At 68.4% G+C, this 13,536-nt stretch carries 11 protein-coding genes and 1 pseudogene; 6 read left to right on the plus strand and 6 right to left on the minus strand.

What is annotated here, in order from left to right; all coding sequences use genetic code 11:
* The first annotated feature begins 27 nt into the window (after positions 1-27).
* Both JNB_RS03315 and JNB_RS03320 read left to right on the plus strand, forming a co-directional pair.
* A complete protein-coding gene (locus JNB_RS03315; RefSeq protein ID WP_009774987.1) occupies positions 28-741 on the plus strand; it encodes an ABC transporter ATP-binding protein in 714 nt (237 codons plus the stop codon).
* Positions 738-1,499, plus strand: a complete 762-nt coding sequence (locus tag JNB_RS03320; protein ID WP_009774988.1) for an ABC transporter permease — start codon at positions 738-740, stop codon at positions 1,497-1,499. Before JNB_RS03315 ends, JNB_RS03320 begins: the two co-directional genes overlap by 4 nt.
* 85 nt (positions 1,500-1,584) lie before the next feature.
* On the opposite strand, the pseudogene JNB_RS21705 reads toward JNB_RS03320, so the two are convergent.
* Both JNB_RS21705 and JNB_RS03330 read right to left on the minus strand, forming a co-directional pair.
* Positions 1,585-3,087 (minus strand): annotated as a pseudogene (locus tag JNB_RS21705) (MFS transporter).
* Positions 3,087-3,293 carry a hypothetical protein gene (locus JNB_RS03330; RefSeq protein WP_009774991.1) on the minus strand — a complete coding sequence of 69 codons (207 nt, stop codon included), beginning with the start codon at positions 3,291-3,293 and terminating at the stop codon, positions 3,087-3,089. Before JNB_RS03330 ends, JNB_RS21705 begins: the two are co-directional and overlap by 1 nt.
* A gap of 141 nt (positions 3,294-3,434) precedes the next feature.
* On the opposite strand from JNB_RS03330, the gene JNB_RS03335 reads away from it, so the two are divergent.
* A complete protein-coding gene (locus JNB_RS03335) occupies positions 3,435-4,100 on the plus strand; it encodes a TetR/AcrR family transcriptional regulator (RefSeq protein ID WP_237700601.1) in 666 nt (221 codons plus the stop codon).
* 113 nt (positions 4,101-4,213) lie between these two features.
* On the opposite strand, the gene JNB_RS03340 is transcribed toward JNB_RS03335, so the two are convergent.
* From JNB_RS03340 to JNB_RS03350, 3 genes are all read right to left on the minus strand, one after another.
* Positions 4,214-5,776 (minus strand): M4 family metallopeptidase, encoded by a 1,563-nt coding sequence (locus JNB_RS03340; protein ID WP_009774993.1) that lies wholly within the window; start codon positions 5,774-5,776, stop codon positions 4,214-4,216.
* Between the two features lie 101 nt (positions 5,777-5,877).
* Positions 5,878-7,326: a M28 family peptidase gene (locus tag JNB_RS03345; protein ID WP_009774994.1), complete on the minus strand. Its 1,449-nt coding sequence runs from the start codon at positions 7,324-7,326 to the stop codon at positions 5,878-5,880.
* A gap of 76 nt (positions 7,327-7,402) precedes the next feature.
* The gene (locus tag JNB_RS03350; protein ID WP_237700602.1) at positions 7,403-9,340 is read right to left on the minus strand and encodes a M4 family metallopeptidase; all 1,938 of its coding nucleotides are present in this window, start codon (positions 9,338-9,340) and stop codon (positions 7,403-7,405) included.
* 454 nt (positions 9,341-9,794) lie between these two features.
* Between JNB_RS03350 and JNB_RS03355 the strand changes: the two genes are divergently transcribed.
* From JNB_RS03355 to JNB_RS03365, 3 genes are read left to right on the plus strand one after another with little or no spacing between them, the layout of a single operon-like run.
* Positions 9,795-10,697: a heme A synthase gene (locus JNB_RS03355; protein ID WP_009774996.1), complete on the plus strand. Its 903-nt coding sequence runs from the start codon at positions 9,795-9,797 to the stop codon at positions 10,695-10,697.
* 36 nt (positions 10,698-10,733) lie between these two features.
* Positions 10,734-11,333 (plus strand): helix-turn-helix transcriptional regulator, encoded by a 600-nt coding sequence (locus JNB_RS03360; protein WP_009774997.1) that lies wholly within the window; start codon positions 10,734-10,736, stop codon positions 11,331-11,333.
* Entirely contained in the window at positions 11,333-12,646 is a 1,314-nt protein-coding gene (locus JNB_RS03365) for an MFS transporter (protein ID WP_009774998.1), read from the plus strand. Before JNB_RS03360 ends, JNB_RS03365 begins: the two co-directional genes overlap by 1 nt.
* Here the strand turns inward: JNB_RS03365 and JNB_RS03370 are convergent.
* Positions 12,583-13,512 carry a heme o synthase gene (locus tag JNB_RS03370; RefSeq protein WP_202795252.1) on the minus strand — a complete coding sequence of 310 codons (930 nt, stop codon included), beginning with the start codon at positions 13,510-13,512 and terminating at the stop codon, positions 12,583-12,585. The two genes, JNB_RS03365 and JNB_RS03370, sit on opposite strands and share 64 nt — an antisense overlap.
* Positions 13,513-13,536 lie beyond the last annotated feature (24 nt).

A 13,536-nucleotide genomic window follows, 5' to 3' on the forward strand; every position in this document is an offset into this window, starting at 1 on the left:
CTTGGGTTGAGTGGGGGCCAGCCTAGGATGTGCGCCGTGTCTGCAGTCGAGGTCGTCGGTCTGCGCCGCGATGTCGGCGCGGTGCGTGCCGTCGACGACGCGTCGTGGTCAGCACAGTCTGGCGCAGTCACGGCCGTCCTCGGTCCGAACGGTGCCGGGAAGACCACGACGATGGAGTGCCTCGAGGGTCTGCAGCGCCCCACGGCGGGTTCTGCTCGTGTCCTCGGGGTCGACCCCTGGCGGGCACCGGCCGAGCACCGAGCCCGGATCGGCGTGATGCTGCAGGACGGCGGGTTGCCCGTGACGACGACCGCACGACGGCTGCTCCGCCACGTTGCTCGCCTGCACCAGACCCCTGCCGACGTGGCGTCGCTCATGACGCGGCTCGATCTCGACCGGGTTGCGGACCGTTCGATCCGTCGACTCTCTGGCGGCGAACGACAGAGGGTCGCTCTGGCGGCCGCACTCGTCGGTCGCCCCGACGTCGCCTTCCTCGACGAACCGACGGCCGGACTCGACCCGCACGCCCGACTCGAGGTGTGGGACCTCGTGCGCGAGACCGCACGGTCCGCTGCGGTCGTGGTGACCACCCATTCGTTCGAGGAGGCCGAGCGCCTCGCCGACCACGTCGTCATCATGAATGCCGGTCGAGTCGTCGCCGAGGGATCGTTGGCGCAGGTGTGCGACGGGCGGCCGCTCGAGGAGCGCTACTTCGCCCTGACGGCGGGGGTTCGACGATGAGCGCGGCGACGACTGGTGCGGCTCCGGCCCGGGCGACCCAGCGGTGGCTGGCGCAGGCACGCTTCGAGACTGCGACCATCCTCAGCCACGGCGAACAGCTCCTCGTCGCGCTGGTGCTGCCTGCCCTGGCACTCCTGGGGCTCGGCCTCGCCGACGTCCCCGACCTCGGAGCGGGCCGGCGCATCGACGTCGCGACGGCAGGTGTCTTCGCCCTGGCAGTTGTCTCGACGGCCTTCACCGGGCAGGCCATCGCGACCGGCTTCGACCGGCGTCATGGTGTCCTCCGGTTCCTCGGGGCGAGCCCGCTGGGTCGCGAGGGCCTGCTCATCGGCAAGCTCGCGGCGGTCGGCTTCGTCATCGTGGTGCAGCTCGTCGTGCTCGGCACGATCGCGGCCATCCTCGGTTGGCACCCGGCGATCGCCGGGCTCCTGCCTGCGCTGGTGACGGTCGTGCTCGGTGCGACGGCGTTCCTGGCCCTCGGGCTGCTCCTCGCCGGGACGGTTCGCGCCGAAGGTGTGCTGGCCCTGGCCAACCTCGCATGGGTGCTGCTGCTCGGGCTCGGTGTCCTGCTCCCCACCGAGCGCCTTCCGGACGCCGTCGCCGGACTCGCCAGAGCGCTGCCCTCGGGCGCGTTGGGCGATGGCCTGCGGCTCGCCCTCGTCGACGGCCAGTGGCCTCTGGGCCAGTGGCTGGTCCTCGCGGTGTGGGCGGCGGCAGCTGGTGCCGCCACCGCCCGATGGTTCCGCTGGTCCGACTGACCCCCACCTGCGACTTCGTGCCCCGCACGGACAACTCGCTGGCGCTCGCTGTCCGTGCGGGGCACGAATTCGCTACGGGTTGTGGTCAGGCGGGGTTGGTGGCCAGGGCTGGCGTCGACTCGGGCACCATCTCCTCCTCGAGCTCAGAAGGGATTGCCGGCACGATCGGGGTGCTGCGGGGGCGCAGCACCACGAGTGCGATGAGCAGGGCGATCCCGACGAAGAGAGCCGACGTGTGGAACGCGGTTGCCGTGCCGGGCACGAACTGTCCCGGGATGGAGCCCGAGGCATAGACGCTGACGATGACCGCCAGACCGACCGCACCGCCGAGCTGCTGGGCCGTCTGGAGCAGGCCCGAGACCGTTCCCGCGAGCGTCCGGTCCACGCCACCCAGGACGATGACCGACACAGGCATGAACACCAGGGCGGCCGAGGCGCCGTTGAGCATCAGCGGGCCGAGAAGGTCAACGGCGTACGTGCTCGTCTCGGAGATCTGCGCGAGCCACAGGAAGCTCACGACGAGGCCAGCCGCGCCGAGCATGACGAGACGTCCGGGTCCGACCTTGGCCACGAGACGGGCAGCGACACGTGAGACCGCGAAGATCGCGAGGCTGAGCGGGAGGAAGGCCGCACCCGTCGCGATCGGGCTGAACCCGAGAACGCGTTGGAGGTACTGCGTCACGAGGAAGAATGTCGAGAACTGAGCGCCCACGACGAGCATCATCACGATGAGGGCGGCCGCCCGCTGACCGTTGCGGACGAGCGCGAGCGGCAGCAGCGGGGCCACGACACGGGACTCGGTGTGGATGAACAGTCCCAGCAGGGCGACACCGATGACGAACGAGCCGATGGTCGACGGAGCCGTCCAACCGGCGTCGGGCGCGTTGATGAACCCGTAGACGAGTGCCACGGCGCCGACCGTTGCGGAGATCGCACCGATGACGTCGAAGCGGCTCGTCTGACGTGGGGTCTCGACGACGAATCGGCGAGCGAACACGAGGACGGCCAAGCCAATGGGGACGTTGACGAACAGCGTTCAGTGCCAGCTCAGGACGTCGGTGAGGAAGCCTCCGAGCAGCAGGCCAAGGGAAGCGCCGGCCGACGAGACGGCCGCAAACAGGGCAAGCCCGCGGTTGCGCGCGCCCTCGTCCGGAGCGCTCGTCGTCACGAGGGCGAGGACACCCGGGGCCGCCAATGCGGCTCCGACCCCCTGAAGCGTGCGAGAGGCGATCAGCCACGACGGGCTGGTCGCGAGCCCGCCGAGCAGGCTGGCCAGGGTGAAGATGGCCAGACCGAGCTCGAAGGTGCGCAGGCGCCCGAGGACGTCGCCGAGGCGGCCGCCCAGGAGCAGCAGGCCGCCGAAGGCCAACGTGTAGGCGTTGAGGACCCAGGACAGGCCGGCCGGGGTGAAGCCGAGGTCGGCCTGGATCTCCGGAAGGGCGACGTTCACGACGGTGGCATCGAGCACGAGCATGAGCTGTGCGATGAGGACGATGCCGACGCCGACGGCAGCGCGACGGACGTCACGTTCTCGAGGCGCCTCGGCGGTGGATTCGGTTACGGGTGGAGTGGTGGTGCTGATCGACATCAGTTGCCTCGGTCTTCGTGGATCTCGGGTCGGTTGGTGTGGTCGGTGTCCGTGCGCGGGCCGGGAGCCATCGGTGTGAAGGAGGTGGCTCGGACGCGGGCTCCTCCCCCGGTGCGAGGCGAGAGGGGCGCGCGGTGGGTGGTGGCGAGGTGGGACCGGTGGAGGCGCAGGGCCTGCGCGGTCGGGTGAAGGGTGGTGGTGCTCATGGGTGCCGAACTCCTTTGTGACGAGCTGCAGTGGCAACTGGCGGCTGCGGCGTCAAGCGGCGTACGCTTAACGGAGAGCCACTCCGGTTCTGCAATGACCACAATACGGAGACTGTCTCCGTTTTTGCAAGGAGGAATCCTGTGACACCTGCGGACACTGACCGCGCGACACTCGACTTGTCGCCGGAATCCGTTGTGGCACAGGCGAACTCGGCAGCACGGGTCGACGCAGATGTCACCGAGGATTCGGCCCGCCCGATGCGCGCGGACGCTCGCCGCAACTACGACAAGATCCTCGCGACTGCTCGCGTCGTCTTCACCGAGCGGGGCACGGACAGCTCCTTGGACGAGATCGCCAAGCGCGCCGGCGTCGGTCCGGGCACCCTCTATCGCCACTTCCCCACCCGTGAGGCCCTGGTCGACGCCCTCATGAAGGACTGGACCGACCGCGTGGAGGCCGACGCCGACGCCGCGATCGCGACCGCCCTCCCGGCGCGCCCCATGCTCCTCGGCTGGTTCGAGCACTTCATCGACCACATCACGCTCCACCGCGGGCTCGCGAGCAAGATCTGTGCCGCCATGGACGACCCCGACTCCCCCATGTACCGCAAGTGCCGCGTCATGGGTGACGCCAACCGACGGGTCGTCGCCCACCTCGACGCGCGCGGTGAGCTCCGACCCGACATCGACCCGGTCAACGTCATGCGGCTCGTCAGCGGGATCGCGAGTGTGGCCGACATGAGCCCCGAGGGCCTCGACGTGCGCCCGATGCTCGAGGTCGTCGTCGACGGGATCGTCCGCGGCTGAGCGGGCCCCCCTCCTGCTCTCCCACCGCTTCGCACTCCTGGCCCTGAAACGCAATGCGCCGCCGACCCTGAGGTCGGCGGCGCATCATCATCCCACCACGAGGTGGGTCGGGGTCAGCAGGTGGCCGAACCCGCCGGAACCGCGATGGCGTCGAAGGCCGACTTCACCGCGACGCAGGTCGGTGACCCAGCGCCATACAGCTCCTTCGCCGAGGTGATCGCACCCTCGCGAGCAGCCTTGTAGTCGCTACGCGACGTGAGCTTGGTCGACAGCGTGCGGTACCAGACCTTCTCGATGTTGGCCCGGCCCGCACCCGTCACGGCAGCGGCAGTGCCGCAGACCGGGCTGTTGTAGGCGACGCCGTTGACGGTCCGAGCACCTGAGCCCTCGGAGGCCAGGAAGAACCAGTGGTTGAGCGGACCCGAGGAGTAGTGCGGGTCGAGGTTCTTCAGGCTGGTGCTCCAGCAGTCCTTGGAGGCACCGTCCTTGCTCGGCTTGTCCATGTATCGCAGCGGCGTGCCGTTGCCACGGATGTTGATCTTCTCGCCGATGAGGTAGTCACCCGGGTCGGCGGCCGAGTTGGCGTAGAACTCGACTGCTGTGCCGAAGATGTCGGACGTGGCCTCGTTGAGTCCACCCGCGTCTCCTCGGTAGGCGAGTCCGGCGGTGTTCTCGGTGACGCCGTGGCTCATCTCGTGGCCGGCGACGTCAATGGCCGTGAGCGGCTGCGTGTTGTTGGCGCCGTCGCCGTAGGTCATCTGCGTGCCGTCCCAGAACGCGTTCACGTAGGCGTTGCCGTAGTGGACGCGGCTGCGCGCCCCGACTCCGGTGTCCCAGATGCCATTGCGGCCCTGGACGTTCTTGTAGTAGTCGAACGTCTTCTCGGCGCCATAGTGCGCGTCGACCGCTGCGGTCTGGCGTGAGCTCACCGACCCGTTGCCCCACACGTCATCCGCGTCGGTGAACTGCGTGCCGGTGCCGGACGTCCCACCGTTGAGGTCGGTCGTGTAGTTGCCGAACGCGTCCTTGAGCTGGTACGAGCCACCGGACAGCGTCGTTCCGAGGCTGACCGTGCCCGAGTACTGCGAGTTGCCCGTGCCCTCGACGATGTCGTCGTAGCGGTCGAGGGTCGCGCCGCTCTGGGCGTCGACGATCGTGTGGAGTCGGCTCGGGGTCTGGTCGGCCCTGACGCTCTCGACGACGACGTCGTACGCGAGTCGCGGGCCGGCCTCACCGGCGAAGACGACGAGGCTCGAGACGTCCTGTCCCGCTGCCTTCGCGGCGCTGCGGGCCTGTCCGGGGCTGAGCTTCGGCGTCGTCGCGACCTCAACGGCCTTGGTGGCGTTCCACCGGACCGACTTCGTGGCCCCGTTGGCGGCGCGCTCGACGACCAGGTCGCCACCGATGACCCGAAGGCCCTTGAACGTGCGCTCGTAGCGGACGTGCTTGGTGCCGTTGGGGTCCGTCACGACGCTCTTGACCGAGAGCTGCTGGCCGGAGCCGAGACCGAGAGTCTTGGCCGCGTCTGCGACCTTCGCCTGCTCTGCCTTGGCGGCCGGGGACTGACCTGCGTTGGCCGTGGGAGCGCTGGGGGCGGCCTGGGCCACCGCCAGTGGCGCGGCAACTGCTGTTGCCACGGCGATACCGAACGCGAAACCTGCTGACAGCTTCTTCACGTGATCTCCTTCAGGGAAAGGTGCGCCGGGTTGGCGCGGTGGTGACGGTGGATGCGAGACCGGAGGTGCCCCGCATCCACCGTCACCAGTTCAGGGGGCGGTCAGCTGGTGCTGACCGCGGTGTCGTCCACGACGAACGACGTCTGGAGCGAGGAGTCCTCGCTCAGGAGGAACTTCACGGCGACGGTCTTGCCCTTGTATGCCGTGAAGTTGAGTGACTTTTGCGCGTACGTCGCGTTGGCGCCCACGTTGGAGTACGTCGCCAGGGTTGTCGTCGTCGAGCCGTCGACGACCTGGACCTTCAACGTGTCGTATGCCGTGCTGCCGGACTCGGCTGTGTCCGTGCGCAACCAGAACGAGAGGTTCGCTGCGGTGACGGTCGAGGGGATCGCGACACTCTGCTGGATCGTCTCGGTCGAGGTCGAGCCGTTACCACCCAGCCACGCCTTCCACGTGCCCGTGCGGGCCGGACGAGCGGAGTTGTTGGTGATCGGACCCGACGTCCCGGTCCAGTTCACCGCGCCGGACTCGAAGCCGGGGTTGACGAGCAGGTTGCCGCCGGTGGGCGGCGTCGTCGTGCCGTAGTCCTTGGCGGCATACAGCCACAGCATGTGACCGATGAGGTCCACCCCGCGGTCGAGCGACGTCACGTTGATGTTGCTGATTGTGTCGCATGACGAGTGGTAGCAGGGGTCGAACGCGCGACCCGCGGTTCCGCCCCACTTGGTGGCCTGGCTGCTGGACTTCAGCGTCTCGGCGCCACTGAAGATGCCGGCCGTGGCGATGCCGTACGACCGGAAGGCCGCGTGGTCGCTGCGACCCTGGACGTCGATGTACTCCCACGGAATGCCCTTGGAGGTGTACCAGGCCGTCAGCTCGTCGCGGGCGGCGTTGCCCGCGGCGTTGTCGTCATAGACGAAGTAGCCCGGGTTGGGCGACCCGATCATGTCGAAGTTCAGGTAGACCCGGATCTTGTTCTTCTCCGCGGTCGGCAGGCTGTTCATGTAGTACTTCGAGCCCAGGAGCCCGAGCTCCTCAGCACCCCAGAACCCGATGCGAAGGCGACTCTTCGCACTCTGTCCGCTCGCGGCATACGCCAGAGCGGCCTCGAGCACTCCGGCGCTGCCGGAACCGTTGTCGTTGATGCCCGGGCCGTTCGACACGCTGTCGAGGTGGCCGCCGAGCATGACGACGTTGTTGGCGTCACCGGCCGGCCATTCGGCGATGAGGTTGGAGGACGTGCCGGCTGAGGTACTGAAGTTCTGGACGGTCGTCGTGTAGCCAGCGGCGTCCAGCTTGCCCTTCACGTAGGTGATCGATGCGGTGTAGCCGGCCCGACCGGTGTAGCGGTTGCCGCCGTTCGCCGTCGCGATCGACTGCAGCTGGTTCAGGTGCGCCTGCGTGTTGGCGACCGAGATGTCAGGGCTGGCCGCAACCGCGGTGGCGCCTGCGGGGCGTGCCTGGGTGATGGGCGCTGCGGCGACCACGGTGGCCGCGGCGAGTGACGCGACGGCCAGTGGGGCGAGGAACTGTCGGACGTGTGAAGGCATGCGAGGTCTCCTTGTGGATGCAGCGAATGGGGCCGGGTCGGCGCCCGAGTGGAGCGCCGACCCGGCCCGGATCCGACTAGCTGGTGGCCAGTGCCGTGTCGTCGACGACGAACGACGTCTGCAGCGAGGAGTCCTCGTTCATGAGGTACTTCACGGTGATCGTCTTGCCCTTGTATGCCGTCACGTTGAACGACTTCTGGGTGTAGGTCGCGTTCGTCCCGACGTTGGAGTACGTCGCCAGGGTGGTGGTCGTCGAGCCGTCGACGACCTGGACCTTCATCGTGTCGTAGGCCGTGCTACCGGACTCGGCCGTGTCAGTGCGCAGCCAGAACGACAGGGTTGCGGCGGTGACGGTCGACGGGATCGCGACGCTCTGCTGGACCGTCTCGGTCGAGGTCGAGCCGTTGCCACCGAGCCACGCCTTCCAGCTGCCGGTGCGTGCCGGGCGACCCGTGTTGTTGGTGATCGGGCCAGCGGTGCCGGTCCAGTTCACCGCGCCGGACTCGAAGCCCGGGTTGAGGAGCAGGTTGCCACCGGTGGGCGGCGGCGTGGTGCCACCGTCACAGGCCTCGGTGCCGGCCGGGACCGCGATGGCCGTGAAGGCCGCCTCGACCGACTTGCAGGTCTGGCTCGTGGCGCCATAGAGCTCCTTGGCCGATGCGATCGCAGCGTTGCGAGCGGCCGCGTAGTTGCTGCCCGAGGTCAGCTTGGTCGCCAGCGCGCGGTACCAGACCTTCTCGACGTTCGAGCGACCGGCGCCGGTGACGGCCGGAGCGCTGCCGCAGACCGGGCTGTTGTAGCTCACGCCGTTGATCGTCTTGGCGCCCGAGCCCTCGGAGGCCATGTAGAACCAGTGGTTCAGCGCTCCCGAGGAGTAGTGCGGGTCGAGGTTCTTGGTGTTGGTCGACCAGCAGTCCGGGCTCGACCCGTCCTTGCTCGGCTTGTCCATGTAGCGCAGCGGGGTTCCGTTGCCGTTGATGTCGATCTTCTCGCCGATGAGGTAGTCGCCCACGTCGGTGGCGTTGCTGGCGTAGAACTCGACCGCGGTGCCGAAGATGTCCGACGTCGCCTCGTTGAGGCCGCCAGCGTCGCCGCTGTAGTCGAGGCCGGCGGTGTTCTCCGTGACACCGTGGCTCATCTCGTGGGCCGCAACATCGATCGAGGTGAGCGGGTGGGTGTTGCTGATCCCGTCGCCGTAGGTCATCTGGGTGCCGTCCCAGAAGGCGTTGACGTAGGCGTTGCCGTAGTGGACGCGGCTGCGCGCACCGACTCCGGTGTTCCAGATGCCGGCGCGGCCGAGGACCGAGTTGTAGTAGGCGTAGGTCTTCTCGGCGCCGTACTGCGCGTCGACACCAGCCGTCTGGCGGTTGCTCGCTGCACCGCTGCCCCAGACGTTGTCGGCATCGGTGAACTGCGTGCCCGTGCCGGACGTGCCGCCGTTGAGGTCGGTCGTGTAGTTGCCGAGCGAGTCCTTGAGCAGCCAGGAGCTGCCGGACTGGATCGTGTTGAGGGTGACGGTGCCGGAGTACATCGAGTTCCCGCTGCCCTCCTTGACCTCGTCCCACGAGTGGAGGATCGCGCCGGAGTCGGCATCGACAAGGGTGTGCAGACGGCTGGGCGTCTGGTTGGCCTTGATGCTCTCCGTGATGACCTCGTACGCGAGTCGGGGCGATGCGCCACCGGCCCACACGACGAGCTCACTGTCGGTTGCCTTGGCCGAGGCCTTCTTGCTCGCCACCGCAGAGGCGTCGGCGGCGCTCTTCTTCGGGGTCGTCGACGCAACCGCGGCCTTGCCGGAGGCGTTGAACTGGACGTCCTTCTTGGCACCGCTCTTGGACTTCGCCAGGACGAGGTCCCCACCGATGACGCGCAGACCCTTGAAGGTGCGGTCGTAGCGGATGTGCTGCGTGCCGTCCTTGTCCGTCAGGATCGACTTCACGACGAGCTTCTCGTCAGCCGACAGTCCCAGGGCTGCGTGGTCGCCTGCGGGGTCGGCCTTGGCGTTCGAGGTCATGGTCGGCCACGTCGTGTCCGCGCCAAGGGCTTGTGCCGAAGGGACGGCCAGGGAAAGGGCCAGAGGAAGGGCCAGGGCGGCGGTGACCGCCATTGCACCTGTGGATCGTCGATTCACGTCGTACCTCTTCTCGTTCGGACCGCACGGGATGACGTGCGATCGCGGGTGGAAGCGTCGTCCCCCTCCGGAGCGGCCTCGGGTGTGCCACGGGCTTCGGCGCGATCCGAACACAACTCGCCAGTAGTGGTGTGCGTCAACGAAACTGACCAACCTTTTGCCAAACTCACACTTTTCTTTGCAGTGGCACGACGTTGGTCAAGGCAGGGTCAAGGCTTGGTCAAGGGGGTGACCCCCGACAGCGCGGGGGCCGCTGGAGATTTCCTCCAGCCCCTGCGCGACCACCGAGGAGGTGCACTGTCAGGCCCGCACACCGCGGTCACCTACCCTGCGTTAGGTGAGCACGCTGATCTCCCGCAACCACCACCGCATCCTGTTCGCCAACCTTGTGGCCCAGGTGGCGATCATCGTCTCGGGCGGCCTCGTGCGCCTCACGGGCAGTGGGCTGGGCTGCCCGACCTGGCCCCAGTGCGTGCCCGGCTCCTACGTCCCGGTGCGGGAGCAGGCCGAGGGCTTCCACAAGGTCATCGAGTTCGGCAACCGCACCCTCACCAGCGTCCTCACGGTCATCGCCATCCTCACCGTCCTTGCCGTCTGGCAGTGCGCGCCGGTGCGGCGCCTCAAGATCGCGGCAGCCACGGTGCTCGGCGGCGTGATCTTCCAGGCGGCACTGGGCGGCGTCACCGTCCTCACCGAGCTCCACCCGGTGACGGTCGCGGCGCACTTCCTCGTCTCGGCGGGCCTCGTGGCGGCAGCGGCATACCTCTGGTTCGCCCGCAACGAGCGCGACGGCGAGCCGGTCTCGCTGGTTCCCGAGCTCGTGCGGCGGATCGCTTGGCTGACCTCCGGCGTCGGCGCGGTCGTGCTCGTCCTCGGCACCATCGTCACCGGTTCGGGTCCCCACTCCGGCGACGCCGACGCGCCCGCCCGGTTCGGCTTCGACCCCCGCACGATCTCCTGGCTGCACGCGGATGCCGTGATGCTCTTCGTGGGTCTCGTCGTCGCCGTCTGGCTGGCGACCCGCCTCTCCCCTGCCCCGGCATCGGTCAGCTCGGCCTGGCGGGCGGTGCTGCTCGTCACGCTCGCGCAGGGACTCATCGGCTATGTCCAGTACCTCACCGACCTGCCGGAGGTCCTCGTCCTCACCCACATGCTGGGTGCTGCGGCGCTCATCGTGGCCCTGACCAACGGTCTGCTCGCGCTGCGTCGCGTGTCACCCCACGATGTTGCACAAGAGTAGTTGCACAAGAGTTCTTGTGGGTTTATGGTCGTGCGTATGACCACACCTCAGACCCCCGGTCGGCGGTCCTCCGACGGCGTCCGGACGATCACGGATGCCAAGGCCCTCTCGGCCATGGCCAACGCCTTCCGCTCGCGCATGATGGATGCCCTCAAGGTGGATGGACCCTCGACCGCCTCCGCCCTCGCGGCCCGCACCGGGCAGGCCGTCGGCTCGGCGAGCCACCACCTCAAGGTGCTGAGTGAGGCCGGCCTCGTCGAGGAGGCCCCGGAGCTGGCCAAGGACCGTCGCGAACGGTGGTGGCGTCTGGTCGACCCCGGCACCCGGTGGTCGCGCGCCGACTTCGCGGACGACACCGCTGCGGTCACAGCGGCGTATGCCGCCGAGGCGCTCACCGTGCAGCGGCAGTTCGAGCGGGTCCAGGAATGGAACGCCAACGCCGCCACAGTGCCCGAGTGGGATGACGTGGCCTTCGCCACCCAGAACTGGATGCGCCTCTCCCCTGCGGAATTGCGAGAGGTCGCCGACGAGCTCGTCGAGGTTCTCGTGAGATGGAGTCAACGGCAGATCCCCGACGACGGCGTCGAGCGAGAACCGGTCTTCGTCTTCTCCCGTGGCTTCCCGGCCCAGCCGTGATGACGCCCATCGACGCCCTTGCGCCCCAGCCCACGTTGGCCCGCAACCGCAACTTCCGACTGCTGTGGATCGGCGAAGGTGTGAGCGTCCTCGGCTCGATGACGACCACCGTGATCTTCCCGCTCATGGCCGTGACCCAGTTCGACGCCGGACCCTTCTGGATGGGCATCCTGGCCGGCGCCATCTGGTTGCCGTGGCTCGTCCTCGGGCTCTTCGCCGGCACGTGGGTCGACCGATCGGACCCGCGCCGGATCATGATGCGGGCCGACCTCGTCGCCGCGGTCGTGGTGGCCACGGTGCCGGTGGCCTGGGCGCTCGGCGTCCTCACCCTCCCCCACCTCGTCCTCACCGCGCTGGGACTGGGCGGGTGCACGGTCTTCTTCCGGACGGCATACGCCGCGTTCGTTCCGCGGGTGGTGGCGAACCCGGACCTCGAACGCGCCAACGCTCGGATCTACGGCACCGAGTCAGCGATGCAGATCGGCGGCCCCGGCGTGGGCGGCCTTCTCGTGCAACTCTTCTCGGCCGCCTTCGCTGTCGTCATCGACGTCCTCAGCTTCGTCGTCTCCTGGGTGTGCCTCGCCCGGATGCGCCCCGAGGAGCTCGGCCCAGCGCCGGAGAAGCCAGCGCCGCAGTCGATGCTGCGACAGGTGCGTGAAGGGATCTCCATCGTCGCTCGCGACCCCTACCTCCGGTTCTTCTCCATCCAGGGCGGGCTGAGCAACTTCGCCCTCACGGGGTTCTGGGCCCTGATGGTGCTCTTCATGGTGCGCGACCTCGACCTCGAGCCGGGGGCCGTGGGTGTCGTCATGGCCCTGGGTTCGACGGGCGGCCTCCTGGGCGCCACCCTGGCCACCCGCACGACCCAGCGGCTCGGCAATGCCGGCGCTCTGCGGTGGCTCCAGGTTCTCGGCGGTCCGGTTGCCATCCTCGAGGGCCTGGCCTGGCCCGGGATCGGCGTGGTGCTGATCCCCGTGGGTGCCTTCCTCGTCGGCGTCGGAGTCGTCGGCGCCAACGTCGTGCGGTCGTCCTTCCGAGTGCGCTACACGCCGGCGGAACTCCTGGGTCGCACGACGGCAACCTCGTCGGTACTCAACTTCGGGACGATGCCCCTGGCCGGGCTGGTGGCTGGAGGGCTCGGCACCTGGATCGGGGTGCGCGAGACCATCCTGCTCATGGCAGCGATCCACGCGCTCGTGTCGCTGTCCGTCTTCTTCGGCCCGTATCGCACGGGCCGCGACCTGCCCGATCAGCCGATGGCGAGGTGGACCAGCGGGTCGATGGCGACGGCCAGGAAGAGCAGCGTCACGTAGGTGATCGAGAAGTGGAAGAGCCTCATCGGCTTGAGCACCTTGGTCGCTGCACCGGTCTTGGCAAGGCGCAGGAGGCGGTGGGCCTCACCGATGAAGACGGCGCCACTCACGACCGCGGCCACGAGGTAGATCCAGCCCATGTCCGCGACGGGCACGAGGGCCAGGGACACGGCGACCATCACCCAGCTGTAGGCGACGATCTGGCGGGCAACGGCGATCGCGCCCCGCTCGACGGGAAGCATCGGCACGTGCGCGTTGGCGTAGTCGTCCTTGAAGGCCATGGACAGCGGCCAGTAGTGCGGCGGGGTCCAGAAGAAGATGACGAGGAAGAGGATGACCGCAGGCCAGCCGACCGATCCGGTGACGGCGGACCATCCGATGAGCGTCGGCATACAGCCGGCGACGCCGCCCCAGACGATGTTCTGCGGGGTGCGGCGCTTGAGGATCATCGTGTAGAGCACGGCATACAGGACGATCGCCGCAAGGGACAGCAGGGCCGAGGCGACGTTGACGAAAACGACGAACCACGCCGTCGAGAGGACGGTGAGGGCGGCGCCAAAGACCAACCCGGCGCGGGGCGTGATCTCGCCCGTCACCATGGGCCGCTTCTTGGTGCGATCCATGAGCGCGTCGATGTCGCGGTCGTAGACACAGTTGAAGGTGTTGGCAGCGCCAGCGCTGAGGGTGCCGCCGATGAGCGTCGCGACCACGAGCCAGAGGTTCGGAACCCCGCGCTCGGCCAGGAACATCACGGGAACCGTTGTCACGAGCAGCAACTCGATGATCCGCGGCTTGGTGAGCGCGACGTAGTTGCCCACCGATCGCTTCCAGCCAGTCGTCGGCAAAGCCGGCGAGACGGTGCTGATCGGGGCGGTGGCCACAGCGTCCTT

Origin of the sequence: Janibacter sp. HTCC2649 (genome assembly GCF_000152705.1) — a bacterium.
In the GTDB taxonomy this organism is placed as follows: Bacteria; Actinomycetota; Actinomycetes; order Actinomycetales; family Dermatophilaceae; genus Knoellia.

Excerpts from the sequence above, each read along its gene's own strand:
- JNB_RS03320 (WP_009774988.1), top strand. The coding sequence starts at position 738 with ATGAGCGCGGCGACGACTGGTGCGGCTCCGGCCCGGGCGACCCAGCGG.
- JNB_RS03350 (WP_237700602.1), bottom strand. The coding sequence starts at position 9,340 with ATGACCTCGAACGCCAAGGCCGACCCCGCAGGCGACCACGCAGCCCTG.
- JNB_RS03360 (WP_009774997.1), top strand. The coding sequence starts at position 10,734 with ATGACCACACCTCAGACCCCCGGTCGGCGGTCCTCCGACGGCGTCCGG.
- JNB_RS03365 (WP_009774998.1), top strand. The coding sequence starts at position 11,333 with ATGACGCCCATCGACGCCCTTGCGCCCCAGCCCACGTTGGCCCGCAAC.
- JNB_RS03315 (WP_009774987.1), top strand. The coding sequence starts at position 28 with ATGTGCGCCGTGTCTGCAGTCGAGGTCGTCGGTCTGCGCCGCGATGTC.
- JNB_RS03345 (WP_009774994.1), bottom strand. The coding sequence starts at position 7,326 with ATGCCTTCACACGTCCGACAGTTCCTCGCCCCACTGGCCGTCGCGTCA.
- JNB_RS03330 (WP_009774991.1), bottom strand. The coding sequence starts at position 3,293 with ATGAGCACCACCACCCTTCACCCGACCGCGCAGGCCCTGCGCCTCCAC.